24 protein-coding genes, 1 tRNA gene and 1 pseudogene are annotated in these 26,362 nt (G+C 59.3%); 14 read left to right on the top strand and 12 right to left on the bottom strand.

Annotated elements, in window-relative coordinates; genetic code table 11:
- Positions 1-35: 35 nt before the first annotated feature.
- A complete protein-coding gene (locus AC1DK3_RS03525) occupies positions 36-2,063 on the bottom strand; it encodes an acyltransferase family protein (RefSeq protein WP_477190903.1) in 2,028 nt (675 codons plus the stop codon).
- Positions 2,064-2,217: 154 nt separating this feature from the next.
- Between AC1DK3_RS03525 and AC1DK3_RS03520 the strand changes: the two genes are divergently transcribed.
- Positions 2,218-2,613, top strand: coding sequence for an SET domain-containing protein (locus tag AC1DK3_RS03520; RefSeq protein ID WP_477190902.1), 396 nt, complete (start codon positions 2,218-2,220; stop codon positions 2,611-2,613).
- Between the two features lie 15 nt (positions 2,614-2,628).
- On the opposite strand, the gene AC1DK3_RS03515 is transcribed toward AC1DK3_RS03520, so the two are convergent.
- The 6 genes from AC1DK3_RS03515 to AC1DK3_RS03490 all read right to left on the bottom strand — a co-directional run bounded on the left by AC1DK3_RS03515 (position 2,629) and on the right by AC1DK3_RS03490 (position 9,177).
- Positions 2,629-3,213, bottom strand: a complete 585-nt coding sequence (locus AC1DK3_RS03515; RefSeq protein ID WP_477190901.1) for an SET domain-containing protein — start codon at positions 3,211-3,213, stop codon at positions 2,629-2,631.
- A 301-nt stretch (positions 3,214-3,514) separates the two neighbouring features.
- Positions 3,515-4,804 carry an RsmB/NOP family class I SAM-dependent RNA methyltransferase gene (locus AC1DK3_RS03510; RefSeq protein ID WP_477190900.1) on the bottom strand — a complete coding sequence of 430 codons (1,290 nt, stop codon included), beginning with the start codon at positions 4,802-4,804 and terminating at the stop codon, positions 3,515-3,517.
- A gap of 11 nt (positions 4,805-4,815) precedes the next feature.
- Entirely contained in the window at positions 4,816-5,238 is a 423-nt protein-coding gene (locus AC1DK3_RS03505) for an MAPEG family protein (RefSeq protein WP_477190899.1), read from the bottom strand.
- 45 nt (positions 5,239-5,283) lie between these two features.
- On the bottom strand, positions 5,284-6,798 hold the full coding sequence (gene guaB / locus AC1DK3_RS03500) for an IMP dehydrogenase (protein WP_477190898.1): 1,515 nt from the start codon (positions 6,796-6,798) through the stop codon (positions 5,284-5,286).
- Between the two features lie 304 nt (positions 6,799-7,102).
- Positions 7,103-7,777, bottom strand: a complete 675-nt coding sequence (locus tag AC1DK3_RS03495; protein WP_477192860.1) for an RlmE family RNA methyltransferase — start codon at positions 7,775-7,777, stop codon at positions 7,103-7,105.
- A 74-nt stretch (positions 7,778-7,851) separates the two neighbouring features.
- On the bottom strand, positions 7,852-9,177 hold the full coding sequence (locus AC1DK3_RS03490) for a Ppx/GppA phosphatase family protein (RefSeq protein WP_477190897.1): 1,326 nt from the start codon (positions 9,175-9,177) through the stop codon (positions 7,852-7,854).
- A gap of 211 nt (positions 9,178-9,388) precedes the next feature.
- Here AC1DK3_RS03490 and AC1DK3_RS03485 point away from each other — a divergent pair, with 211 nt between their 5' ends.
- Together AC1DK3_RS03485 and AC1DK3_RS03480 are read left to right on the top strand one after the other, a co-directional pair.
- Entirely contained in the window at positions 9,389-10,162 is a 774-nt protein-coding gene (locus tag AC1DK3_RS03485; RefSeq protein WP_477190896.1) for a M15 family metallopeptidase, read from the top strand.
- Positions 10,163-10,401: 239 nt separating this feature from the next.
- A tRNA-Gln gene (locus AC1DK3_RS03480) sits at positions 10,402-10,475 on the top strand.
- Positions 10,476-10,564: 89 nt separating this feature from the next.
- Here the strand turns inward: AC1DK3_RS03480 and AC1DK3_RS03475 are convergent.
- Positions 10,565-10,975: an ArsR/SmtB family transcription factor gene (locus AC1DK3_RS03475; protein ID WP_477190895.1), complete on the bottom strand. Its 411-nt coding sequence runs from the start codon at positions 10,973-10,975 to the stop codon at positions 10,565-10,567.
- The gene (locus AC1DK3_RS03470; RefSeq protein ID WP_477190894.1) at positions 10,972-11,610 is read right to left on the bottom strand and encodes a peroxiredoxin; all 639 of its coding nucleotides are present in this window, start codon (positions 11,608-11,610) and stop codon (positions 10,972-10,974) included. The genes AC1DK3_RS03475 and AC1DK3_RS03470 overlap by 4 nt, the downstream gene beginning before the upstream one ends.
- 77 nt (positions 11,611-11,687) lie before the next feature.
- Here AC1DK3_RS03470 and AC1DK3_RS03465 point away from each other — a divergent pair, with 77 nt between their 5' ends.
- From AC1DK3_RS03465 to AC1DK3_RS03445, 5 genes are read left to right on the top strand one after another with little or no spacing between them, the layout of a single operon-like run.
- A complete protein-coding gene (locus tag AC1DK3_RS03465; RefSeq protein ID WP_477190893.1) occupies positions 11,688-12,614 on the top strand; it encodes an MBL fold metallo-hydrolase in 927 nt (308 codons plus the stop codon).
- A complete protein-coding gene (locus AC1DK3_RS03460) occupies positions 12,614-13,048 on the top strand; it encodes a YeeE/YedE family protein (RefSeq protein ID WP_477190892.1) in 435 nt (144 codons plus the stop codon). Before AC1DK3_RS03465 ends, AC1DK3_RS03460 begins: the two co-directional genes overlap by 1 nt.
- Complete coding sequence (locus AC1DK3_RS03455; protein WP_477190891.1) at positions 13,045-13,479, top strand: DUF6691 family protein; 435 nt, start codon at positions 13,045-13,047, stop codon at positions 13,477-13,479. Before AC1DK3_RS03460 ends, AC1DK3_RS03455 begins: the two co-directional genes overlap by 4 nt.
- A gap of 17 nt (positions 13,480-13,496) precedes the next feature.
- Positions 13,497-15,164: a bifunctional protein tyrosine phosphatase family protein/NAD(P)/FAD-dependent oxidoreductase gene (locus tag AC1DK3_RS03450; RefSeq protein WP_477190890.1), complete on the top strand. Its 1,668-nt coding sequence runs from the start codon at positions 13,497-13,499 to the stop codon at positions 15,162-15,164.
- Complete coding sequence (locus tag AC1DK3_RS03445; RefSeq protein WP_477190889.1) at positions 15,161-15,949, top strand: sulfite exporter TauE/SafE family protein; 789 nt, start codon at positions 15,161-15,163, stop codon at positions 15,947-15,949. Before AC1DK3_RS03450 ends, AC1DK3_RS03445 begins: the two co-directional genes overlap by 4 nt.
- A gap of 98 nt (positions 15,950-16,047) precedes the next feature.
- Here the strand turns inward: AC1DK3_RS03445 and AC1DK3_RS03440 are convergent, their stop codons facing one another.
- On the bottom strand, positions 16,048-16,950 hold the full coding sequence (locus tag AC1DK3_RS03440) for a COG3904 family protein (RefSeq protein ID WP_477190888.1): 903 nt from the start codon (positions 16,948-16,950) through the stop codon (positions 16,048-16,050).
- 380 nt (positions 16,951-17,330) lie between these two features.
- On the opposite strand from AC1DK3_RS03440, the gene AC1DK3_RS03435 reads away from it, so the two are divergent.
- The 3 genes from AC1DK3_RS03435 (at position 17,331) to AC1DK3_RS03425 (ending at position 20,381) form a co-directional block, all read left to right on the top strand.
- A complete protein-coding gene (locus AC1DK3_RS03435) occupies positions 17,331-18,014 on the top strand; it encodes a hypothetical protein (RefSeq protein WP_477190887.1) in 684 nt (227 codons plus the stop codon).
- Between the two features lie 86 nt (positions 18,015-18,100).
- A complete protein-coding gene (locus AC1DK3_RS03430; RefSeq protein WP_477190886.1) occupies positions 18,101-18,730 on the top strand; it encodes a hypothetical protein in 630 nt (209 codons plus the stop codon).
- 367 nt (positions 18,731-19,097) lie between these two features.
- Positions 19,098-20,381: a Hint domain-containing protein gene (locus AC1DK3_RS03425; protein WP_477190885.1), complete on the top strand. Its 1,284-nt coding sequence runs from the start codon at positions 19,098-19,100 to the stop codon at positions 20,379-20,381.
- A gap of 159 nt (positions 20,382-20,540) precedes the next feature.
- On the opposite strand, the pseudogene AC1DK3_RS03420 reads toward AC1DK3_RS03425, so the two are convergent.
- Positions 20,541-20,713, bottom strand: a pseudogene (locus AC1DK3_RS03420) (arsenical resistance protein ArsH); the annotation flags it as partial.
- Positions 20,714-20,907: 194 nt separating this feature from the next.
- Between AC1DK3_RS03420 and AC1DK3_RS03415 the strand changes: the two are divergent.
- The 3 genes from AC1DK3_RS03415 to AC1DK3_RS03405 all read left to right on the top strand — a co-directional run bounded on the left by AC1DK3_RS03415 (position 20,908) and on the right by AC1DK3_RS03405 (position 24,883).
- On the top strand, positions 20,908-22,977 hold the full coding sequence (locus AC1DK3_RS03415) for a glycosyltransferase (protein WP_477190884.1): 2,070 nt from the start codon (positions 20,908-20,910) through the stop codon (positions 22,975-22,977).
- Complete coding sequence (locus AC1DK3_RS03410) at positions 22,978-23,553, top strand: hypothetical protein (protein WP_477190883.1); 576 nt, start codon at positions 22,978-22,980, stop codon at positions 23,551-23,553.
- Positions 23,554-23,719: 166 nt separating this feature from the next.
- Positions 23,720-24,883, top strand: coding sequence for a DUF2264 domain-containing protein (locus tag AC1DK3_RS03405; RefSeq protein ID WP_477190882.1), 1,164 nt, complete (start codon positions 23,720-23,722; stop codon positions 24,881-24,883).
- Positions 24,884-25,516: 633 nt separating this feature from the next.
- On the opposite strand, the gene AC1DK3_RS03400 is transcribed toward AC1DK3_RS03405, so the two are convergent.
- Positions 25,517-25,975, bottom strand: a complete 459-nt coding sequence (locus tag AC1DK3_RS03400; RefSeq protein ID WP_477190881.1) for a response regulator transcription factor — start codon at positions 25,973-25,975, stop codon at positions 25,517-25,519.
- Between the last annotated feature and the right edge of the window lie 387 nt (positions 25,976-26,362).

The following is a 26,362-nucleotide window of genomic DNA, read 5'->3' as shown; positions in this document are numbered from 1 at the left end:
CGCATAACTCCGCTGTCCGGATGCGCTGAGACGCATCAGGACGGAGGGACTAGTGGCTCCTCGCCGAGCTCAGGGAATTTGATGAACCGCTCCAAAAGCTCGGACCCAAACTGATTGACGTGGCCGCCGTTCTTATAGAGCAAAATCCCATCCATCATCGGGGAGCATCGCTGCTCCTGACACATGAAATCGGACGGCAAGGAAACGCTTACGCGGGGGTTGGCGGCTGCGACGCGGAGCAATGCCGCATTGGAGAGCTTCAGTTCTTCCAGGGCCGCCGTCTTCAACTTGCCGCACGTTGCAGCGTCCCGGTGATTTTCAATCGCACTTATTATGCAGCGAACCGGCAGCGGATCGTACGTCGGGATTTGACCGATCATAACGACCACGATGCCGCGATCGGTAAATGCACGTATTGTCCTCTCCAGTGCGGCATCAAAATTGAACTTGGGACCTCCGGCATGATCTGCCGATTTTGCGTCCTCAGCCGCTGCGGAATTTATGAGCCGCAGCCACTTTTCCCAGAAGCCCGAGATGACCGCGATCTTCAGCTTTGGATTCAGCTCGACGAACTTTTCGGCCTCGGCTTGATAGGAAGCGCACTCGGCCGTCTTGTCGTCTGTTTCAGCAGGGATTGGAACGTCGAACAGCAAGGGGCAGCCGCCGTTCGTAACTTGGCGTCCGGCGAGATTGCGATGTTCCGCGTACTTGGCGACGAGCGGCGCCCAATGGTCTCCCATGGAGTCGCCGAATAGGGCGAGTTCATAGGAGCCGCCGGGGTCCCGCCTTTTTCCAAAATTGCAGACGTCGTCATTGGCGAACACGTTTTCGAAGTTATCGCATTGCATTCGAACCGGGTTGCCGGCGACGAGCTGGCTCAATACGCGCCGGGAGTCGGCTGCGTATCGATTGGGGAAACCCTTCATGCCTTTGATGGTGCCGGCGAACATCGCCATGATCGCGACGCACGACAGCGCCGCGACAACGAACTTCCCGTCGGACAAGCCCCATGTTGCCGAGCTTCCCCGAGGCGCATCCGCGATCCGGCGCGAACTGCGAAACGGCCGCTCGATCCAACGCCACGAAAAAATGGCGACGGCCACGCTGATGAAGACGATCAGAGATGCTTCGCCGGCATCCAGCGGCCGCTCAAGGCGATAGCTCGCGAGCGCGAGCAGCGGCCAATGCCACAGATAAAGCGAGTAGGAAATCAGCCCCACGAACACCAAGGGACGGTAGCTGAGCAGGCGCGTCAATAGCACTTTCTGCGACATGCAGCCGGCGATGATGGCAGCGGTGCCGAAGCAGGCCGGAGCGGCGCTTAAGCCCGGGAAATTCGAATGCGGACTGAGCAGGAGGAAGCTCGAAAGAACGGCGACGATGCCGGCGAGGCTCAAGGCTTCGCTTGCCGCCCGTCCAAGCTTTATTTCAGACGCGACCAGGGCCAGAGCCGCGCCGGTGAGAAGCTCCCAGGCCCGGGTCGGCAACATGAAGAATGCGAATTCGTGGTCGACCGAAACCTTTACTTCAGCGAACCACAGGGACGCGCCAAGCGACAGCAGCACTAAGCCGAGGATGGTGCGTTTCGACAGAAAGGGCGAAGCCAGCATCAAGATGAGCGGCCACGTCAGATAGAACTGGTCTTCGACGGCGAGCGACCAGGTGTGCAGGAGCGGCTTCTCAAGCGCGGGGGCCGAGAAATATCCGCCCGTCAGGTAGAAAAAGACATTTGAGAAAAGACCAATAAACGCCAGAAGACTGCGGCCGTAGTACCAGAATGCATCCGGCAGCAGGATGAATGCCGAGAGCACGGTCACCACGACGACGCAGGCAAATGCCGCCGGTAAGAGACGCCGGGCGCGGCGGACGAAAAAGCGATAAAGGGAAAATGTGCCGTCGGATATTTCGGTGACGACGAGCGATGTGATCAGGAATCCCGAGATAACGAAAAAAACATCGACGCCGGCGAAGCCCCCGGTGATCACGCCCGGAAAAGCGTGGTACGCGACGACGGCGATTATCGCCAACGCCCGCAACCCATCGACAAACGGTAGATAGACCATCCCCCGATCCCGCTCCGATGGCTGCCTCTCAGGCCTTCAGGACGATAAGAGTGGGCAGTCCGGCGGCAGTCAACCGTTCACTTCGGGTTCCCCCGAGAAACGGGACACGGGTGAGGTTTTTGCCAGGGGCGATGCGAGTTGGAGACGTTTGTGCATGCTAACGGTCAAAACACGGCTGGGCGTCAGCGCCATTGCAGGGATTGGTCTTTTCGCGGAACAGGATATTCCCAAGGGCACTGAAACGTGGCGGTTCATGCGCCATTTTGACAGGCTGCTGACGGAGCGCGAGATCGACAGCCTGCCGGAGCCCGCGCGCTCGAGCATTCTCGATCATACCTACCTCGATGCCACGAGCGGCTTATTCGTGCTCTGCGCCGACAACGCCCGTTTCATGAACCATGCGGACGAGCCCAACACGGCAGGCGTCCACGAGAAGGGTGCGATCGAGGGTTACGACATCGCCCTTCGCGATATTCGCGCGGGTGAAGAAATGACCTGTGACTACCGAACGTTCGACGCGCACGTCGGACAGAAGCTCGGCGGAAAATAGCGGGCGTCGGCCGGCTTACTCGCCGGGGGCGACAACGGGCTCGATGGATTTCCGCGCGGAACGCCGGCGCCTGGCGGCCAGCGCCCGCATGGCTTCGGCAGCCAAAATACGACGCTGCAGGTAGGGCGAGAAATAGCCCGCGTAGCGGCGCCAAAGATCCGACCGCATCCAATCGTCTCCCGACACGTGGCCGCGGCAGTGGGGCGCGCCGCAGGAGCACGAGAACTCGTCGTAGGGAGATCCGTCGCTCGTCGCGTAGTCGTAGGTGATTTCCTCGCCGGGCCCGATATCGCGCATGGCGACGAGCGTAATCTGGCCCGAGAGACCGGAATTTGGATCACAGCTGTGATTGACGTAATCCGGCGGCTCACAGTCAGAAAGCGAGACGAGGTACTGGTTTTCCTCGACTTGCAGCGAATAGCGCCGAACCGTCTGAGGCATCTCGTTCAATTCCTCGCCGGTGACGAGCGTGCCGCTCCAGACGACGATCAGTTCGCCCTTGGCGATCGCTTCCCGTGCGACGACGGTGTGGCCGCCGCGATCGGGTGTCGGATGAACTTCGCATTTGGGAGTGAGGAAAGAGTGGGGCCTGTCGCTCATTCAATGACCTCAATTGGCCTCACGAGCGTGGGCACGGCGCAACCGCAAAAAGCGAACCATGACACCTGTCCCTCGATTTGCTGCTAGCCGTCAGCAAACGTCGCATCAGATAGTTTCGTCGCGCGCGATGTCAACGGCGAAAAGTAGGCATTTGCATGATGAAAGTACGCGGACATTTTGTGTCTCGCGTGCGTGGGCGGAAAAAATGTTCCGAGAAAAGCTGAATACTGACGATATTCGGCATTCGCCGACTGGAGGGCGCAAGAGCGTCCCTCCACTGATCAATCCACAGAAACTTCGCTCACGCCTTGCGCGAGAGGACGGCGATGAAGAAGCCGTCGGTCCCGTGCTGGCCCGGCGTCAGCAGCAGCGAATCGGACCGGCCGTCGGCCGACGGCGGAAGTTCGCCCGAGGCCGCGTCCCAAAGTCCGGCGGCGGGGACGGGTGCGAAAGCGGGATTCTCCTCGAGAAAACGCGCGATTTGCACGGTATTCTCCTCGGGAAGAAGTGAGCACGTGACATAAACCAGCCGGCCGCCGGGCTTCACGAGTGCTGCCGCGCGCTTCAGAACAGTCCGCTGCTCATCCGTTCGCGCCTTCAGCGCTTCGGGCTTAACGCGCCACTTGGCGTCCGGACGCCGGCGCCATGTTCCCGTTCCCGTGCACGGCGCATCCACGAGCACGACGTCGAAGCGGGGACCGAGAGCATCGATCGCGGCTTCGTCTCCGGCTCTCAAAACCTGCAGATTGCGAACGCCTGCGCGCTTCACCCGTTCGAAGATGGGCTTCAGCTGGTTGCGGTCGTGGTCGTAGGCGTAGAGCTGACCGGTGTTCTGCATCAGCGCCGCAAGCGCCATCGTTTTGCCGCCCGCACCGGCGCAAAGATCGAGCACCTGCTTCCTCGGTCCGGCACCAGAGAGAAGAGCGGCGACCTGCGAACCCTCATCCTGAATTTCGAACCAGCCCGCCTGGAACGCCGCTTCGGCTTGCAGGTTGGGCGTGCGCTGCGCGCCGACGGGCGGCGGCACTCGGACGCCGATGGGAGAAATGGAGCACGGCTCGGCGCCGAAGCTTGCGAGCGCTTTCAGGACCTTTTCGCGCGTCGCCTTCAGGGTGTTGACCCGCAGGTCCGCGGGCGCGCGGCGCGCCATCGCTTGACCTTCCGCGACGGCGCGATCTCCGAACTGGGCGGAAAATGCAGGCCACAGCCATTCTGGAATGTCGGCTTTGACGTGGTCGGGTGCGTCGTCCAGAGGACGGGTCAGGCCAATCCGCTCGGCGTCGGTCAAGGGCTCCGGCGAATGATCCGCTCCATCGCACGCGGCGATGACAGCGTCCGTCGTCAGATCCAACGCCGACGACGCAGCGCCGATTGCGAGTGCGCGCGGCGTGTCCGATCCCAGCGCCCAGGCGATCGACGAGCGGCGGCGCAAAGCGTCATAGACCATTCCGCCTATGGCGTTACGGTCGCCGGAACCGGCAAAGCGGTGTGCCTTACCCCAGTCGGTCAACGCGATAGAAACGGGCTGATAGCGACTGAGGATGGATTCCAATACCTCGATCGCCGCGGCGATGCGGGCTCCGGCTTTCATTTGTGGTGCTTTCAAACGGCCGTGAGTATCTTCGTGGCGAAGATCACCCACATGACAATTAGGACAATCACCCCAGCGCCATACGCTCTAAAGCGCCAATTGAGGTCATTGCTGGTGGTGTGGATGTAGGCGTGCGCATAGCGCAAGAGCACGAAAGTCCAAGCCAACGCCAGCAGCAAGATGTCGCCCACTCGCGTGATCATGATGAAAGCGATCAACACGAAGAAGAGCATCGGCAATTCAAACTGATTGCGGAAGCAATTGCTGAACTGCCGCGCGCGAGGCGTGTAGTTCGTGTCGGTCAACAGAACATCGTCGGCTTTGACTTCGCCGCTCGCCAAGCTGCCGAGGCGCTCGCGGCCCATCCGGGCGAGAAGCAGGAAGATCAGTAGAACCTGGACGAAAACCGGCATCAAGAAATCGGTGACTGTCATCCTTGTCCCCCTCGCCGGCTTTGCTCGAACGTCCCTCTCATTATCTCAACTGCCGACGCCCGGATAGTTCGGACTTTCGCGGGTGATCATGACGCCGTGGGCGTGGCTTTCGCGAATTGCGGCTGGAGAAATGCGAACGAACTTCGCGCGCTTCTGCAGCTCGGGGATCGTCTTCGCGCCGAGGTATCCCATGCCGGCGCGCAAGCCGCCGACAAGCTGGTGAACGACGGCTTCCATCGGACCCTTGTAAGGAACCTGCCCCTCGATGCCTTCCGGGACGAGCTTCAGCGTGTCGCGCACTTCGGCCTGGAAGTAGCGGTCTGCCGAGCCGCGCGCCATCGCGCCGACCGAACCCATGCCACGGTAGGATTTGTAGGTCCGTCCTTGATAAAGGTAGGTCTCGCCCGGCGCTTCGTCGGTGCCGCCGAGAAGCGATCCGATCATGACGCAGGCCGCGCCCGCTGCAATCGCCTTCGCGATATCGCCGGAAAAGCGAATGCCACCGTCCGCGATGACGGGGACGCCGGAGCGTGAGGCTTCCTTCGCGCAATCCATAACGGCGGTAAGCTGCGGAACGCCGACACCCGCCACGATGCGCGTCGTGCAGATCGAGCCCGGGCCGATACCGACCTTGATCGCGTCGGCGCCGGCGGCGATCAAAGCTTTGGTTGCATCGGCCGTCGCGACGTTGCCGGCGATGACCTGGACGCTGTTCGACTGGTGCTTGATGCGAGCGACGGCCTCGATGACCTTCGCGGAGTGGCCGTGTGCGGTATCGACGACGATCACGTCGCAGCCGGCGGCGATGAGGCGTTCCGTACGCTCAAAGCCATCTTCGCCGACTGTCGTCGCGGCGGCGACGCGCAAGCGTCCCTGAGCGTCCTTCGAGGCGTTCGGGTGCTTCGCGGCCTTCTCAATGTCCTTGACGGTGATGAGGCCGATGCAATTGCCGGCGTCATCGACGACGATCAGCTTTTCAATGCGGTTCTGGTGGAGGAGGCGCTTGGCTTCTTCCTGCGAAACGTTGCGCTTAACGGTCACCAGATTTTGCTGGGTCATCAACTCCGAAACCGGCTGATCCAGTCTCGTTGCAAATCGGACGTCGCGATTGGTCAGGATGCCGACGAGCTTGCCTTTCCCGGCACTCCCGTCGTGCGCTTCCGTTCCGCCCGCAACGACCGGAACACCCGTGACACCCTTATCGGCCATCAGCTTCAGGGCTTGGCGCAGCGTTTTTTGGGGTGCGATCGTCACCGGGTCGAGGACGATGCCGCTTTCGTAGCGCTTCACCAGACCGACGTGGCGTGCCTGCTCTTCGATGGTGAGGTTGCGGTGGATCACGCCGATCCCACCCTCTTGAGCCATCGCGATCGCCAGCCTCGCCTCGGTGACGGTGTCCATCGCCGACGACAGAAGGGGAATGTTCAGGCGGATAGACTTGGTCAATTGGGTCGAGACGTCCGCCTGTCCCGGCATCACGTCGGACGGCCCGGGGACGAGCAACACGTCATCAAAGGTAAGCGCGATCCCCGAATCGAGCGCCGATAGGCTCGAAGTCATGCGGACTTCTCCAAATTTGGGGGGGCGACACGTTCGGGCCCCCTGGGGCGGAACATTGTCGCGGGGTCTATAGCACCAAGGTTCCGCGCTTGGAAGCGCCCCGAGCCGCGTCAAATGGGGATTGCGCTAACCAATTAACAGAGAGCGTAAACGCCGACCGTCATTGCGGTGTCGCAGGATGCTGCCAGATTGCTCTCACGGGGTTCAAAGCCCCCATGAGATTCGCTTCAAATTCGGGCTGTTGGCGGGCGCTGCACGCGTAATCCCACCTCCGGCCTGAGGTAAGCAAGCCAGCGTGAAGCCGTTAGTCGGCCTCTGGCTCCGTCCGTCCTCGAAAGCCTGTTGCCAGCACGTAAAGCTCCGAGCTTTCGGCGCGGCTTGCCGGCGGCTTGACGTGGCGCACCGTCTTGAAGTCGCGCTTCAAGGCGTCGAGCAGGTCACGCTCGGTGCCTCCTTGAAAGACTTTGCAGAGGAAGACGCCGCCGGGCTCCAGCACGTCGGCCGCAAAGGCGGCGGCGGCTTCAGCGAGTCCCATGATGCGCATGTGATCGGTCTTGGCGTGGCCGACAGTCGGCGCGGCCATATCCGACAGGACGACATCGGCCTTGCCACCCCGCAGGCGCGATTTCAGAAGGTCTTCGGCCGTCGGATCGGTGAAGTCCATTTCGATGATCTCGACGCCAGTGATCGGCTCGAAATTCAAGTAGTCGATGGCGACCACCTGCCCTTTGCCCTCAGCAGCCTTGACGCGCTCGGCCGCTTCCTGCGACCAGCCGCCAGGAGCCGCCCCAAGGTCGATGATCCGCTGACCTGATTTTAGAAAATGATATCGCGCATCGATCTCACGGAGCTTGAACGCCGCGCGCGAGCGCAGCCCTTCCCGCTTCGACGCGGTCACGTAGGGATCATTCAACTGGCGTTCGAGCCAGCGCGCAGACGAAACGGAGCGCTTGCGCGCCGTCTTGACGGTCGTGCGCATCTGGCGCTGACCGCCGCTCAGACTGCTCGCGCGATTGCCGCTGCCGCCCTTTTTGTTGCCTTTGTCTGCCACGATTATTTAACGCCGCTTGACTGCTTCGAACGTCCACGCCGGCGACGTCCGGCACGCCAGACACCGTCTTCCATCATCAGTCGCATCAAAATGCCTTCTCTAAGTCCGCGGTCGGCTACCCGCAGGCGCTCCGCGGGCCATTGCTTCAGTATCGCGTCGAGGATCGCGCATCCGGCAAGAACGAGATCGGCCCGTTCCCGTCCGATGCAAGGCTGCATTACGCGCTCTTCGTAGGTTTGTCCGAGAAGCGTCGACGTTACGTCGTCTATCTCGGGGACGTTCAACCAGATTCCATCGACGCGCTTGCGATCGTAGCGTTCGAGCCCGAGCTTCACGCCGGCGATCGTCGTGACCGTTCCGGATGTGCCGAGGAAGTGGATGGACTTGCCAGCCATCTGCTCGGAAAATCGATGCTTCGCTTCGAACGGGACGAGCAGCTCGGTCACGGCACGCGACATTGCCTTGAACGTTCCCGGGGTGACGTCACGGCCGCCGTAGTGCTCCGCCAATGTCACGACGCCCACCGGAAGAGATTCCCACCCGACGATCGCATCGTTCACGTCGGAGCGTCCGGTTAGCACATCGCGGCGGGTGCCGAGCCGCGTCATATCAAGCCAAATGATCTCCGACGAGCCGCCGCCGATGTCGAACACCAGAACATAATCCGCGGCGGCATCGATCAGCGTCGCGCAACCCGCGACGGCCAAGTGTGCTTCGAGTTCCGGCGTCAGTATCTCGATGTCGAGATCGAAGATGTCTTTGACCTTTTTGACGAAGGCGGCTCCGTTGTCCGCGACCCGGCAGGCCTGCGTCGCGACAAGGCGTGTCCGCGAAACATGATGACGTTGCAATTTGCCGGCACAGATCTTCAGCGCCTCCAGCGTGCGGTTCATCGCGAGCTCGGAAAGACGACCCGTCTGGCTGACGCCTTCGCCGAGACGAATAATGCGCGAGAAAGCGTCCACCACGCGAAAGCCGCGCCGCGACGGGCGCGCGAGAAGCAGGCGGCAATTATTGGTGCCGAGATCGAGCGCGCCGTAGATCTGTTCGCCGAGATGATCGGGTCCGACGGCGAAAGCCCGCTCATCGAAGCTCTGGCGCTGCCACTCGTTCGGGCTGTCGCGCCACGGCGACGACGCCAACCGGTTTGACAGCACGCCCCCCGGCGCCGCACGGTTTCTCTGGCGAAACTGGCGCTCGCCGCCGTTGATGACGCGCGTCACCGGCACTATCTTTTCGTGCCCCGCGGCAATGCCGACGTCGTCGTCAGAGCTGTCTGGGAGTCCTGCGCCGTCAGACCGGTCAGGACCTGAGTGTTCAGGCTTCAACGTCGTTCTCCAGGACCTGGTATAGCATCGGCTTGCCGCGGTGCAGCCGAGCTCGTCAGGCCGTTTAATCTGGACCTCTGTTGAGGCGAGTGTAGCAGGTCGCGCCCCGCCGTAAAGCTCTGGCGGGGCATTCCTTAACGATGCGAAGCAAGCGGAGCGTTATTTTGTCCGAACCGGCCACGTTTTATCGATGCTGAGGCGAAAGAGATTTTTGCTCGCTCTATTCGCCGCGGCGGGACTTTTCCGAGTTGCTTCGCCGACCTTGGCGGACAGCCTCGGCAATGGTGAAATCGCTTCTCATCTGCAATCGGCGTATCCCGCATTCGTCTCGGGCGTCGAAGGGAACGAGGTCGTCTTTAAAGATGGCTCGAGACTTCCACTTGCCGACGGCCGGGACAAACCGTTCGACGCGTGGCTCGCCAATCCCGATATCCGAGACATGTTCCGATTTAAGTATCCGCGTGGCGCACCGGCTCTTCCTCCCGCCCGCGACTTCGACCCCGGCCGCGCACGCAACGGCCAGTTCTTTTCGAAGATCTATGGCGACTGCCGAAAGCCGGAATTCGCTTCATCGCTGACGACGATCACGTGGCTCCCTTCGAAGGCCGCACAACATATCCATATTTCCCGGTTGAACGGCGTTGCTGAACATCTCAGCGCAGTCAGCCGCGAGCTCGATGCTCTTCCGGCGAAATTCGATGTGTTTCTCGTGCCCGCCGCCGGAGGCTACGTGTGCCGGCCGATCGCGGGGACCGAACGGCGCTCGGGTCACGGCTATGGCATCGCGATCGATATTGCGACGAGACGCTCTCACTACTGGCGGTGGGCCAGTGGTGGTCCGGGCGGTAGCCGCTACCGGAACGACATTCCGATGGAGATCGTCGACATCTTCGAGAAGCACGGGTTCATCTGGGGCGGCCGGTGGTTCCATTACGATACGATGCACTTCGAATACCGGCCCGAGCTGCTGCCGCCACAAAAGTAGCTTGGGCTGCGCCGGGGAGCCTCCCGGCGAGCCGCGGTTTTCCACTGCTGAAAGGTTGGCGCTCAAACCGTCGTCGCCACCATCACCCACCAAATTGCGGGCTTTGGCGCCGATCGGTCGCTCTCGATCTTTAAAAGACGGCCCGCGACGGGAAGACCATGGATGGCGAGCTTGCAGACATCGGAGGCTGCTGCTATGACCCGCGCTCCGGCGGCCAACGGCCCGTCCGATCCCGGCTTTGGGGGATCGTCTAATGGTAGGACTGCAGACTCTGACTCTGCCTGTCTAGGTTCGAATCCTAGTCCCCCAGCCAATCTCAAAAGTCTCCCGAACGATCAAAGCGTTAATGCGCGGTGATGGCCTCTTTTCCCAGAGTAGTCTCCCGCCATCGCGCCTTGTGAATCAAATAATCCTCGCGAAGGCCGCTGCTCCGGTAGAGAGTTCCACAGTCGGAGCCTGGGCTTTGACGGCACGCGGACTCGGCTGATCCTGTCGCTTTGCCGGCCCGACGATCTCATCACGACCAAACATCGCTTCGAGCGTACGCACGCAAAGCACCACGTTATCGCTCGCAAGGCGATAGTAGACGAGTTTCGCTTCGCGGCGCGTGACGACGAGGTCTGCACGGCGAAGCTCTGCGAGTTGCTGACTGAGCGTTGGCTGACCGATGCCCGTCGCTTTCTCGATCTCCGCTACGCCCCGCTCACCGCCGAGAAGATAAGAAAGGATCATCAGTCGCTGCGGCTGTGCGAAGACACGAATTTTTTCGGTCGCCGCATCCGCGAGTTCACGAGACTGGAAAAGCGCGGTCATCTGTCTGCTTTCAAACGATAGAACCAGTCGTGCGGAAGAGCCGCCGGTAAGCGGCCCTGCGGTACGACCAGCGGGACAAGAACATCGTCGCCGGGCTGCCAATCGGCAGGAGTAAGCGCGTCTCCGTTCTGCGACCGCCGAAGCGCCGCCACCGTGCGCAGCATCTCTTCGACGGATCGTCCGACGCTCATCGGATACCAGTTCATGGCGCGAATGACCCCTTTGGGATCGATGAAATAGACTGCCCGGACGGCGGAGGAATCCGCCGCATTTTCATCAAGCATCCCGTAAGCGCGTCCGACCGCCATCGACGGATCTTCGACGACAGGAAACGGAACCTCGACACCGGATAGCTCCCTGATCGCATTCAACCAGGCGACGTGGGAGAACAGACTATCGACTGACAATCCGAGCAAGGCACAGTCCATCTCGGCAAACCGCGGCGCCGCCTTGGCCAAGGCCACGAATTCGCTCGTGCACACCGGCGTGAAATCGGCGGGGTGCGAGAAGAACACCACCCATCTTCCGCAAAACTGATCGAGGGTCACCTCGCCCTGGGTCGTGCGCGCCCGGAAATTGGGCGCCAAATCTCCAATTCGAAGAGGCCTATCGCCCGTCGTCACTGTGTTTTCCATGGCGCCTCCTTGCCACATCAAGCCCCCTTGACGCAAGCAAAATACACAATTACATAAATTATGAAATTATAGGAGCTATGCCCATGGACCCCGTTGCCAGTCAAGCCGACGCCTTGATCCGCAGTTCGCGCGAATCCGCGGCGAAACCCGCGATTCAGGCCTTCTTCGACGAACCGACGAACACGGTGAGTTACATCGTGCATGATCCTGCCACCCGCGCGGCGGCGATCATCGACAGCGTATTGGACTTCGACCAAGCGGCTGGCCGCACCGACACGAAGTCGGCAGACGCGATCATCGCCTATGTCCGCTCCAACGGGTTGAAGGTCGAGTGGCTGCTGGAAACGCACGCGCACGCCGATCACCTCTCGGCCGCGCCGTATCTGCAGAATGTTCTGGGCGGCAAACTGGCGATCGGACGCGAGATCGTTCGTGTTCAAAACGTCTTCGGCAAAATCTTCAACGTCGGCACCGAATTCGAGCGCGACGGATCGGAATTCGATCGGCTGTTCGCCGATGGCGACCGCTTTCAGATCGGAGAGATCGAGGCCATAACGCTCCACGTACCGGGCCACACGCCCGCGGATATGGCGTATGTCGTCGGTGACGCTGTCTTCACGGGCGACACGTTGTTCATGCCTGATTACGGCACCGCTCGTGCGGATTTCCCGGGCGGCGATGCGCATCAGCTCTATCGCTCGATACGCCGCCTCATGACACTGCCGGACGATACCCGTCTTTTCCTCTGCCACGACTACAAGGCTGTCGGGCGGGATGAATATGCCTGGGAAACGACGGTCGGCGCCGAGAAAACCGGCAACATCCACGTCCACGAAGGCGTGAGCGAAGTCGAATTCGTGAGCATGCGAACGAGTCGGGACGCGAGGCTCGGGATGCCCAAGCTCATTTTGCCTTCGGTCCAAGTCAACATGCGCGGCGGCCGTCTCCCCGAGTCTGAGGAGAACGGGACGCGTTATCTCAAGCTCCCGCTGAACGTGTTGTGATGCCGGGCTTTCCTCAGGCTGCTCCGGTAGAGGGCCTCGCCGGCGGGCTTCTCATCGGTCTTGCTGCCGCAATCATGCTGCTCGGCAACGGGCGCATCGCTGGCGTTAGCGGGCTGTTCGCACGGGCGCTCGGCATATCGTCCGGTGAAACGCCGCGACAGCTGGCGTGGGCCTTCATCATCGGCTTGCCCATCGGGGCCGGATTGGTCGAGCTTGTCGTCGGCGTGAATGCGAAGTTCCCCACTCCGACCTTGCTGCTCATCGCGGGCGTGCTCGTCGGCTTCGGCACGCAGCTCGGATCGGGTTGCACGAGCGGGCATGGCATTTGCGGCCTTTCCCGGCTTTCCATGCGCTCGATATTCGCGACGCTCACCTTCATGAGCGCAGGCGTGATCACGGTCACGATGATGCGACTGCTGGGATTGTCCCCATGACCAGAGAGAACGTACTCGCCCTCCTTAGCGGCGTACTCTTCGGCGCCGGTCTTGCCATATCCGGTATGATCGATCCCGCGAGAGTCCGCGCGTTTCTCGACGTGACCGGCAATTGGGATCCGACCTTGGCATTTGTCATGGGCGGCGCGCTGCTTCCGATGACCGTTGCTTGGCAGGTGGTGAAGCGCCGCCAAAAGCCCCTTGTGTCGAATAGCTTTCATCTTCCTTCGGCGAGCAATGTCGATTTCCGATTGATCAGCGGTGCGGCGATTTTCGGAATCGGCTGGGGCGTTGCCGGCATTTGCCCGGGTCCCGGCATAGCAGCCCTCGCGGTCCAGCCGATGTCGGCGCTGCTCTTCTTGCTAGCCATGGCTGCAGGCATGCGACTGCACAGTTTCATTTTTTCAGCGCGAAGCCTCAGCCGAGCGTAGAGCGGGAGATTTTTTACATGTCCTTCAAGGAACTCAGTCCGACATTCTCGGTCGCGCCGCAATTGACGGAAGCAGACATTGCCGAAGCCGCAAAAATTGGCTTCCGCTCGATCGTATGCAATCGGCCCGATGGCGAAGAGATGGGACAACCCACGGCGTCGGACATGTCCCGCGTTGCCGAAAGCAACGGCATGGCGTTCGCGCATGTGCCTGTCGTTCCCGGGCAGATCACAAGCAACGATGTCGACGCGATGCGGGATGCACTCGCGCGTCTCCCTCGCCCGATATTGGCATTCTGTCGAAGCGGCACGCGTTCGGCGACGCTGTGGGCGCTAGCCGATTCCGACCCGAAAGAACCCGCAGTCGCAATCGAAACCGCGAAGCGCGCGGGTTACGACCTGAGTTCCATCATGCCGTCGCTCGAGCGACGCGCTAAAGCATCCCGCGCGATGACCTATGACATTCTCATCGTCGGCGGCGGATCGGCTGGAATTTCTACAGCGGCAAGCCTGCGCAAGCGCAACCGGAAAATTTCCATCGCCGTCATCGATCCTGCCGAGACTCATTACTATCAGCCGGGATGGACGTTGGTCGGTGCTGGCGTGTTCTCGCCCGAGCAGACGCGGCACAGCGAAGCCAGCGTCATTCCGAAAGGCGTCGAATGGATTCAGGCGGCCGTCACCGGCTTCCTTCCTGAGCAGAACCAAGTCCAGCTCGCCGATGGGCGCGTCGTGAAATATCACGTGCTGGTCGCCGCACCGGGCATCAAGCTTGCTTGGGACGCCATCCCAGGCCTTGCTGAAGCCCTGGGCTCCAACGGCGTGACGTCCAACTATCGCTATGATCTGGCGCCGTACACGTATCAGCTGGTGCGAGAACTGCGTCGCGGTCGTGCGCTATTCACTCAGCCGCCGATGCCGATCAAATGCGCAGGTGCGCCGCAAAAGGCGATGTACCTGTCTTGCGACATCTGGCGCGACGCCCGCCTGCTTCAGGATATCGACGTGGAATTTCATAACGCGGGCGCGGTGCTCTTCGGTGTTCCGGCCTATGTGCCGGCGCTCAAAAACTACATCGAACGATACGGCATAGACCTTCGCCTGGAATCAAAGCTGGTCGCCGTCGATGGCCAAAGGAAAATAGCGACCCTCGAAAGCAAAACCACCGATGGCACCGTTGAACGCATCGAGCGATCGTTCGACCTCCTTCATGCTGTGCCGCCCCAGGTGGCGCCCGAGTTCGTTGCCAGCAGCCCGCTCGCTGGTCCCGGTGGCTTCATCGAAGTCGACCCGGCGACGCTGCAGCACGTGCGCTATCAAAACGTCTTCGCCCTGGGCGATGCAGCAGGAACGAGCAACGCGAAGACAGCGGCCGCCGCCCGCAAGCAGGCGCCCGTCGTCGCCGTCAACGCGCTCGCTGTGCTGGAGGGCAAACAACCCGCCGCCGATTACAATGGCTACGGCTCCTGCCCTCTCACCGTCGAACGCGGCAAGATCGTGCTCGCGGAATTTGGCTATGGCGGCAAGCTGCTTCCAAGCTTCCCAACCTGGTTGATCGACGGCACGCGCCCGAGCCGCACCGCGTGGTTCCTCAAAGAGCGACTGCTGCCGCCGATTTATTGGCGGGGAATGCTCAAGGGGCGCGAATGGATGGTTCATCCGCACCTCATCGAGACGCCGGCGTGACGTTGGAGCCTCTCCAATATTTACTCGGCGCCGCTTCGGGATCACTGGTCGGCTTCACGCTTGCCCTTGTCGGCGGCGGCGGGTCCATACTCGCCGTGCCGCTGATGGTTTACCTCGTGGGCCTTGCCAATCCGCACGTCGCCATCGGAACGAGCGCGTTCGCCGTCGCCGTAAATGCGGCGACCGGACTCATAGGTCATGCCCGTGCGCACACTGTGAAATGGCGCTGTGGCGGAATGTATGCAACCGCCGGCGTGATCGGCGCCCTGCTCGGTTCGACCATGGGCAAGGCGATTGACGGCCACAAGCTTCTCATTCTGTTTGCGATTGTCATGGTGCTCATCGGCATTCTTATGCTGAGGGGGCGTGGCGATCCCGGCAACCCCGGCGCCGAATGCAATCGCGAGAAAGCTCCGAAGGTTCTGAGTTACGGCCTTGGCACCGGACTCTTCTCCGGGTTCTTCGGCATCGGTGGCGGCTTTCTGATCGTGCCGGGTCTCGTTGGCTCAACGGGAATGCCGATACTGAACGCGGTAGGCACGTCGCTGATTGCCGTCGCGGCGTTCGGGCTGACGACCGCGATAAATTACGCCTATTCAGGTCTCGTCGACTGGCCGCTCGCATTTGTATTCATCGCGGGCGGCGTTGCCGGAGGATTGGTTGGCACCCGCGTCGCCAGTCACCTAGCCAAAGAGCGGGGCATGCTGACGACCGTATTCGCAGCACTCATCTTCGTGGTCGCCGCCTACATGATCTGGAAAAGCCTTTCCGCGATAGGATTGTAGCGAGAGAAACCACAGGGCGCCTCATCACCGATTCCAAAGAACCGACGACGGAGAGAATCCACCAGAGGACGGGGGCGGAGATTGATTTCGATGTGCACTTACTCGACCAGTTCTGTTGCGACGTTCGCTGCAATCAGCTCCTTCGGGCTCGGATACCAAGCGCTCTCGGCCGGCGTCGCCAGCATTCGCTGAATGAATGGTTCAGGCACATTCGCCGTCCGATAAACCGACAACACTTTTTCGGTGCCTGCTGTAATCGAGTTGCCCGCCTCGCCACCGACGGCGTGGAACCCCAACTTCGCGCCCTTCTGCAGATACCTGTTGTTGCCCGCGAGGAACGGTATGATGCACGCGCTCGCACACTGCTCCGTCGTATAGGTATCGAGCCCGCGCGACTTGATCATGTCGTAGAGACGCGTACCGACGCCGACATGCCCGCCCGGACTGTTCAAGATAAACGTCTGAATGCCGGGATTAGCGGAGAGTTCACGCGACACGGCACTGAGCACGCCCCACGCGAGATATCCTGAGATGACGAGATTCTCATCCTCGATCGAAACCGAATAGCCGTTCTGGCCGATCCAGTCTTGATCCGTCGCCTGCAGATAGAGCGATGACATACCTCGAGGGATCGCGCTCAGCATCAATAGCCCGCCGATGCAAACGATGGCCGCCACCGAACGCGCGATCCAGCGGCTGATCCACCAGCGCTGCGGCGCCTTCGTGCTCACACTCGCCCGCCATGTGCCGACGAGCTGCCAGATCGCAACGCTTGCGATCAGCACCGCTACGATCACGCCCTGCGTCATGCGCGAGACGGGCGTATCCTGCAGCGACCATTGCGTCAGCCAAAGCGTGGCAATTATGTAGACCGATATCGTCAGCGCCAGCGTCCACCCGAGCAGGCTCAGCCAGAATGGCGCTTCGCCCTTCCAATGCCGGCCGATGAACGCCGACGGGAGACGCCATCGCGACCGGTCAGCGCTTGATCTCTGCAGCATCGTAGCGTCCCCCCATAAGGCTCGGCATCGATCACAATAATGTCTGCGGCATCATAGGCGTCGCGATAGCCGCGAACACTCCATAGATCGCAATTGCTGTCAAACCGCCAAAATCGATCGTCGCAATAAGTCAGCACACGATTGATATTTCACCCATTCGTCCGCGCTTTATGGAGTCTAGGGATAGATTTTTGAAGTCGCCCGCACAATCGGGCCTGGGAACCTCAATTGCGGGCAAGAGAACTGTTCGAGGGACGCAAAGACGAATAAGCCGTACCGAAACTAAACTGCACGGGGGAGAATTTCGGCCGACATTTGGTTTCATGTAGCTGCCGTAGAGCAGATACTCGACATCTATCGGGGTGAATATTGGGGTGAACATGCAATCGTCGAACGCACCATCTATCGTCAACGACGCCACCGAAATCGCGAGCGAAGCCGCAACGCACGGAACGGGCAATTGGCTGGCAGTTCTGATATCGGGATTGGCGCTGACCGGATCTGCCGTATCTTTGTGGGAGACCACGCTGAGGCAGCCGGAAATCAAGCTCTATGTTTCCGAAAACATTCAGTATACACGCGATCCCTATGGCCCTTTCGAGGTCCTAGCTGTACCGGTGACCATAACCAACAGCGGAGCGCGCGATGGCGCCGTTCTCTCGCTTCAATTTGAAGCGAAGAATCCAACGACTGGCCAAATAGAGAAATTCAAGAGCAGCTATGTGGCTGACGCCCAATATTTCGGGAGCCGAGATGACGTTGCGGAGCGCCTGAAGCGTCCGAAAGTTCCGTTTGCCCCGATCTCCGTGTCGGGCCGCAGCGCCTTCACCGGCACGATATTATTCTATCGTTCGGGCTCGAGCGGCAAAAATTTCATTGAACCCGCCTCGAAACTCGACATGACTCTTTCCGTCACGCTACCCGCCCAGAGCGGATGGCTAGACAAAGCCCTGGCTACCGACCCACCAGCCGTCACCATCAAAGCTGACGTGCCGACATTCTTCCCCGGCGCCCTGCTGAGCGGAGACAACGCGCCGCTGCTAGTAACATCAGGCGCGTTCTGAAGATTGATGCGGCCAGACTGCTCCGCTGCCGACTTGGCTCCTATTGGACTTTCACACCACGATCAGGGCACACAGGAAAATCCGTCATGAATATTCTGACGTGTACCGTCGCTTCCTTTCTCCTGGTCCTCGTAGGATTGCAAACGGCGACTGCACAGGCGGGTGACATCTCCGAGGCCGGAAAGCGGCTCGCTGAAAAGCTCGATAGCTTTGAAGTCGAGAAGCATTGGCCTGCCGGCCAACACATTAATTGGGAGACGGGTGTCCCAACCGGGGCGCCAGAAAAAACCGAGGGCAAGCATACGCACTGCAGTGCGTTCGTAGCATCAGCGGCGAAGCAATTCGGTGTCTACATTCTCCGACCACCTGAACACGGTCAAAAGCTTCTTGCCAATGCCCAGAGCGAATGGCTCGCGAGTGAAGGGCCGGCACAAGGCTGGCGTCCGCTCAAAGATGGTTTCGAGGCGCAGAACGCCGCCAATTCCGGCCAGCTCGTCATTGCCTCCTATCACAATCATCACGACGATAAGCCAGGCCACATTGCCATCGTTCGGCCCAGCGCCAAGAACACCGAAACAATTGCAGAAGAAGGCCCCGACATTGTCCAGGCCGGCGAGCACAATTACAACGTCGTCAGTACCAAGAAGGGTTTTTCCGGCCATCCCGCCGCGTGGCGGGACAATGAAATCGAGTATTACGCGCACAACCTCGATTGAAGCAGCAGATCTTCACGCCGGCGCCGTAAGATCAGGATCGAAAGCGGAAGTCGATTTGAGCTATTCGACGCCGGTCGCCGAGGTAACCTCGTTGACATAGTGGCGGCACAACGGCAGCGCAGCAAAACTCCCGTCGATTTACCAGATTCTTGGGCAGGGGGACCTCGAGACGACCTCCGTTTATGCCAACTCAAGCACCACGTGGGCGTAGTTAGAAAAAGAGATGCCACGTCTGGCTAATTCCCGATATCCTGGCGGCGTGGTGGGGGTTTCCTTAATCGGGTTATACCGCTCGCAAATTGCGTTGTGCCCTCCGTTGTCACCCATCTTGCAAGGTGGGCACCCAAGTTGTCGTGAGTAATGAAAAATGTCCCATATTAAAACGCAAATGGCCCAGTCAGGCGATGTGACGAAGGTCAGCCCTGGAAGAACACGGCGCAATGTCATTGCAATTGCGGGTATAGTTGGCTCTACGGCTCTCGCATCGACTATCACAGCGAAAAGCGCTTTCGCCGGATTGGCCAGTGCAGCCGACGGCCCTGGGAATAGCGCAAGCAAGAATGATCGATTTTGCGACACCCGTAGCGAAAGCGGCGGCAATTTGGGCGGCAATTCGGATTCTTCCCATCATGTCTGCCAAGGCGGCGGTGGTGGTGGCGGCAGTAATTCCGGCGGCGGTAGTGGCAACTCTGGCGGCGGGAGCTCCGGCGGTGGCGGCGGTGGTGGCGGTGGTGGCGGCGGCAATTCCGGCGGCGCCAGTGCCAACGCCGGTGGCGGCGGCAATTCCGGCGGCGGCAGCGCCAAGGCAGGCGGAGGGAAGTCCGGTGGTGGCGGTGCCAACGCTGGTGGCGGTGGCCATTCCGGCGGCGGCAGCGCCAACGCCGGTGGCGGTGGCAATTCCGGCGGCGGCAGCGCCAACGCCGGTGGCGGTGGCAATTCCGGCGGCGGCGGCGCCAACGCTGGTGGCGGGAATTCTGGCGGCGGCGGTGCCTGGGACTTTGGTTTTGGAGGTGACGGCCCTAGTTCCGGTGGCTCGGGCTGGGGCGGCGGTGGGGGCGGTGGCGGCCGGTTGGCTTGCTTTCTAACGGGCACCAAGATCCTCACGGCAAACGCCGAGAAAACGGTGGAGGACCTTCGACCGGGAGATACCCTCCCGACGATTTCAGGCGGCACCCGAGGAATTAAGAAAATTCGAAGTTGGACGGCTGAACGTCGTGGCGACGAGAAATGGAGTGACGACGTTGCTCCGATCAAGGTGTGTCAGGGTGCGCTTGGTCCGAATATCCCTCGGAGAGATCTCTACCTCTCGCCCAATCACGCTCTCTACGTCGATGGCGCTCTTATACCGGCCCGCAATTTGGTCAATGGCAGGTCGATCGTGCGGTGCTCGGATTATGACCGCGACTTGATCACGTATTTCCACATCGAGTTGGAAGATCATCATGTAATTTGGGCGAATGGCGCGCCAGTCGAGTCTCGGTTTGCAGAATCGATGACGCCATTCGCACCAATCTGGACTGGAGGCCGTCGCTTCGAATTAAATTCGCGGCTGAGAAGTGCAATTTCACCTTGGTTCGATACCCGCACGACATTCGATAAGATTCGCGATCGAATTGAAGATCGATCGGAATCCGACTTTGCGATTGCATAGTGCGGGCCGCCGAAAGGCGCCGCCTACCATCGTTCAGCCTACGATCGCACCGAAGCCATGATCGGCGAGAGAAAACGGGTCGCCAAGCCTATGCGCGGCAGTCTGGGAGTTTTCCTATGGTTGGTGGGTGATCACGGGCTCGAACCGCGGACCCGCTGATTAAGCGTCAGCGCTATAGCGATCCACTGGATACGCCGCGCGGTCACGGGGGAGCAGCGTGAACTTCACCAGCTCCTCCATTACGTCCACACGCGATCGTCGTGAGACGACGCCTTCATGCGGCAATCCTCATCGAATTCGTTGAAGGCCTTCGCCACCGACGATTGGATCGGCGTGCTCCGCACGCTGACCAGTTCGCTTGTGCACCTCCAGAGCATTTGCCCATATTTGCGGAGTGAACCAAGAAGGATTTCATCGCTGGGGACGACTGCATCTTCACCCGAGGATAGTGGCGGTCTGAGCCTATTCCTGCCGTTTGGCCTAAGCTAAAAGATATAGCTTGTCGTGGTTTCGCTAGAGGTCTCGGATGACAGGGACAAATGATCAGTCCGCGGATCCGCGCATCGAAGTCGAAAAGGCATACGAGTTAGCTGGGAAATTATTACGACAAAGAAAATTCAAGAACATTCAAGGTCTTCTCGCAGGGTTCAACGATTCAGTTGCCGAACTCGCGGAAGTGCAAAAGATCGGCGATCCACCGTCGACGCCGCTTTATTCGATTGTACTCGTCAGCCACGCGCACTCCCCTGATGTTGTTGAGATGCTCGAATCGGTCGCAGCGGATTCGAGTCATTCGGCACCCCGCGAAGTTGTGATTGTCGATAACGGCAATCAGAAGCTTTTTTCCGTAGCGGAAAAGATATTTCCAGATTTCACCTTTGTTCGCGCGCCGTTGCTACTGGGCGCGTCGGGCGGGCGTAACCTTGGTGCGAAAGTGTGTTCCGGTCGCTACGTCGTCTTCATCGACGATGATGGGAGCGTGTGTATCGGGTGTATTGGGTCTCTCATTCAGTCGCTAGAGGAAACAGGAGCCGTTGCTGTTCGGGGCCGTGTTATTCCCAAATCAAGTGGGATGAAGGCGCCTGGACATTATGATCTGGGAAGCCTTCGAATACCTGCGCTTACATCGTGTGAAGGCGTCTCCGCTTGGAGCCGCGAAGACTTCCTGAGATTTGATGGATTCGATGTCGCTTTGTTCGGGCATGAAGGGCTCGAGCTTTGTGCACGAATGTTTCCCTTCTATGGTCCACTCGGCTTTATTTATGAGCCGAAGGCGATACTCCGGCACAACCCGTCTGTTGGCGAGAAAGCCGCGGACAAAGAAAAACGCTATTCCATCAACAAGGATTACGTCGACTTCAAGTCACCCGAGACGTTCGGGATTGTCGGCAAATTCGATGCATACCGAAACCATCCAACAGATTTGTATTTGGCTCGGACGAGCGTTCTTCCCGGAGAGAAGTCAGTCCCCGATGCGCCAATATCGGTTTTGACGACGGCGCGGAATGCATCGCTGTTTTTGGACGACTACACGTGGTCGTGGAAGCGGGTGCTCCCTCAAAACGCAGAACTCGTTTACGTCGACGACAACTCGGATGATGGCAGTTTTGATGCCATCAAACAGTTATGGGACGGCGATCGCAGGTTCATAGCGATCAGTAATCCGCGGCGAGGGCGCGGGGCGGCATTGAATACCGCTCTTTCCTGCGCAAATAATGATATCTGTTTGATCGCAGACGTCGATGATATCAGCACGCGCGATCGCATACCGAGTACCATTCGCGCGTTCGAAAATGCGCCGGATTTAGACTATTTGTCGTTTCTGCTTTTTAACGAGAAGGATCTGTTCCGCGCTCCGCGAAAGAGTGCACCCCTGAACGCCGAGGTTGGTATTGAAGCGCTCTTCGGTATGCCGGCCCCCTTCCCGGCATTTGCGTTCAGAAGATCTCGTTTCGATCTTACCTTTGACGAATGCTTGAGCGGGGGCATCGACTGCGATTGGTTCCGCAGAAGCCTTGCGGTCGGAGGCCGTCGGGGTTTGCTCATACAGCGCCCGGTCACATATTATAGGCAGCATTCCGGGCAGATCACACGGAACCACAATCCGGTTCAGAAGACCGTTCGCAAAGAGCTAATCTATCAAGAGTTTGACCGTATCCTTGGCGGACTCGCCACTGCGGATCATCGCTTGATAGATATTCTGGTCGATCTCCGCGAGGCGACAGCTCCCGAGAAGAGCGAATTGCTCAAGTTCATTATTCGCACCATTGATGCGAATGGAGGCACGAGAATCCACGACCACGACGTCTTGGCTCAGACCCTTCTTGATGCGTTTAAATCGGTCAGGATGGTTGTCCCAAGTAAAAACATCCCGCCGGATGACAAATTGCGATTCGAGCAACTGTGCGCGGTCGCGCGACGGCACATCAAATTGGGGGAATTCAAGCAGGCGCGGCGTACTCTCCGCGAAGCTCTACAAATCCGTAAGGATCGAGAGGTGCAAAGGCAGTTGCTTGTCGCGAGCAAATACTTATTCATCCGAGCACTCGCCGGCAAGCTTTGGCGACAGCGCTCAGCACACATCGACGGCAGATAAATGTATCCATTTATGACTGATGCCGAGGCCGCCGTTCTCTCCAGGCATTTTCTTGGCGCAAGAAATATCATCGAGTATGGCTCGGGGGGCAGCACCTTTCTTGCCGTCACTCAGACTTCAGCGAACGTCTCATCCGTAGAATCTGACTGGGAATGGCTTGCCAAGATGCGCGAGATGCCGGAGATCGCCGCTGCGGAAGCTGAAGGCCGGCTCCGTCTCATGCACGTGGACATCGGTCCCACCAGACGCTGGGGATTTCCGATTGATGAAAGCCGACGCGATAATTGGCCGACCTATGCAGCATGCCCCTGGGATGCGCAATCGTCTGATACCGACCTTGTCTTCGTGGACGGGAGATTTCGTGTTGCGTGCATTCTGACGGCAATTTCCAAGGCGAAGTCGGGCACCCGCATCCTGGTTCACGACTTCTGGAACAGAGAACGCTACCACATCGTGCTTCCGTACCTAGTTGAGGTGGAAAGGGTCGATACGTTGGCCGTATTTCGAAGACCAGACGTGATCGATACACATGCGGTGAGCGAGATCATCGAAGAGTTCTCGCACTGCTTCGAGTGATTGGTCGCTCTGCCAGTTCATGCGGCCGACAACGTTGGGCCAATTCCGTGGATGAACGCGGGCCTGGCAAATGACAAATGCATATCGTCATCCTACCTTTCGTCTCGGATGAGTCTTCGTTGAGACCCCCAACCCATCGTTCTCCGCTCTACGGCTATCACGTGAAATGACCATGCCTCATCAGGAATCAGACCGCGTATTCTGGGTATCGCTGCTTGAAAAGCTTGCGCGACCCGTTTTGGAAGCGGCAAGCCAAGGAGCCCTGATATCACGGATGCCACGCGAAGGCGGACCGACGCTATCGGTCGCTCAGTTGGAGACCACATATCTCGAGGGCTTCGCGCGCCTAGTCTGTGGCATCGCGCCTTGGTTGGAATTGGATGGGGTAGATCCAAGTGAAGCACGATTGCAGTCCGAGTTTCGGGCGTTCGCCCAAGAAGGTCTCCGGCTTGCCGTCGACCCGAGTTCTCCCGGTTATCTCCGCATTGGCGAAACTCGACAGTCCTTGGTCGATGCGGCGTTCCTCGCACTTGGGATTTTAAGGGCCCCGAACTGCTTGTGGCGCAATCTCGACGGGGAAACGCGGTCGAGACTTGTCGAAGCTCTGATCCGCACAAGAGATATTCCTCCGTACTTCAACAATTGGCTTCTGTTTTCGGCGCTGATCGAAAGCGCGCTGCGTTTCATGGATGTAAATTGGGATAAGATGCGTATCGATTACGCTCTGCAACAGCATGAGCAATGGTACGCTGGTGACGGAACGTATTGCGATGGCGAAAAGTACCACTGCGATTACTATAATAGTTATGTGATCCATCCATTTCTGCTGGCCATCGTCGACCATTTGCCGGGCAATTGGCCCAAACTCGAAGACTGGAAGCGAAGGATCAACACAAGGGCGCTGAGATACGCAGCTATTTTGGAAAGAATGATTTGTCCTGAAGGAACCTTTCCTGTGATCGGAAGGTCAATCACATACAGATTTGGCGCGTTTCATCTTGTTAGTGATCTGTCCCTGCGCCGTAATTTGCCTGAGGGTGTCACACCAGCCCAAGTGCGGTCTGCGCTTACGGCGGTGATCAAGCGCACTATCGGCAACAGATCCACTTTTGATGATAAAGGATGGCTACGTATTGGGCTCGCCGGCCATCAGCCAGGACTGGCAGAATCCTACATATCCACCGGCAGCCTGTATCTTTGCTCGACGGTGCTGTTGCCGCTTGGATTAGAAGCGAAGTCTAATTTTTGGTCGGCGCCTCATGCGGCTTGGACATCAGCCAAAGCGTGGAATGGAGAAGCGGTTACGGCCGACCACGCGTTAATTGCCTGAGGTTTATTAGGCTCAATCGTACGTCGATCAAGATGCCTTCCAGTCCCGTTGGCCGTCCTCCGAGCCTGTAGTCAGACCTGCGCGGGCACGGCCCATTCTCTTCGCATAGACGGCAGCGAAATGCGCAGAAGGAGGAAGATTGCGCACCACCCTCGCGCGAATTCCACCGAGATTTATCCCTAACCGGGTGCGAGGACGGCGCAACCATTATCCAGATCTCCCCAAAACTGGGGATGGTCGGTCGACGCGGCATCGGAGACAAGCAATGCGGGTGAGCCCGATCACGGGGGTGGGGAACGCTATGCGGGCTCAAAGGCCGAGAGGTACGGAAAGGAGATTTTCTCCCATTGTCCCTCTCGGCTCTTCAAATGGTCCATTTCCGATGCAGGTGAGCAGCACCGAATGATAACTGACCTGAGCGTTTACCATCGAGCGCTCCTATACGAGATGCGTTGGCAGGGCGGTGTGCTTTCGGTGTCGAAAGACGTTGATGCCCATTTATTTGAAGAACTTGTTAAGGCTCGCTACGTTTTCAGAGAATCAGCAGGCCCCGGAAAATATCGCTACGAACTTACTCTTCGGGCTCGCAACGAGCTGTAAGGGATCGGCTTCGAAACGGCGTTACTACAAGCGTCAGGGAATAAGCCGTAGGCGAACTGCCTGAGCCACAGCATGGATCGGGGTCCGGACGCCTAATTTCGTCTGAGCCTTCTTGATATGGCTGCGCACGGTTTCCTCACCAAGTTCCAAATCTCTTCCGATATCTGCCGCACGCCTGCCGAGCGATAATGCGCGCAGGACGGCCAGCTCACGCGGGGTGAGGAATGCCCCGTTCCCAAGACGCGCGGCAAATGGCGGCGCGAGTTGCTGCAAACGCTTCGTTGCGAATGCCGCGCCCAGATACAAAAGCGATTTTTCAGATGCCTGAAGGTGCGTTACTTTTGGAGACCAAAAAGCGAAAATCCAACGCCCTCCGATCGGGCATCCAAGGCTGTCTCGGATACCATATTTCAAATTCAACTCCATGGCCCAACGGTCGATACCGATGGGTTCGAGCGATTTCATCAGATCTGAAAAAGTAAAGGGAGCCATCGCGAGTCGCGCTGCGATATCGCCGGGCGCCGGCGACCGCTTTGATAGCTCTACGCGCTCCTCCCACCATTCCTTCGGCACGCTTTTGTGAATGAATACGGTCTTTCCGACGCAGAAGGATTCAGTCGTTCCGAACTTGAGCGGCAACAAACAGCCGCCAAGGACATGCATGTGTGCGTGGGGCCAAGTAATGTCATCGAGCGAATTCAAAACCGCCGCCGGGTCCGGAAGGACATCGACTTGCTCCGTATAGTGGAGCATTTCAGTTGCAAGCGGCGTCGGCATTGGCTGCACCTTTTGCAAATATTGCCGGAAACGCTATTTCACTCGATAGCCGGCGCTGACGATCACATCCTGTGCTCTGTCTTAGCCGAGGGTAAAAAATTG

It is taken from the genome of Hyphomicrobium sp. 01T421, from assembly GCF_056398805.1.
Note: the sequence above shows the minus strand (reverse complement) of the source record. Positions and strands in the feature narration are given on the sequence as shown.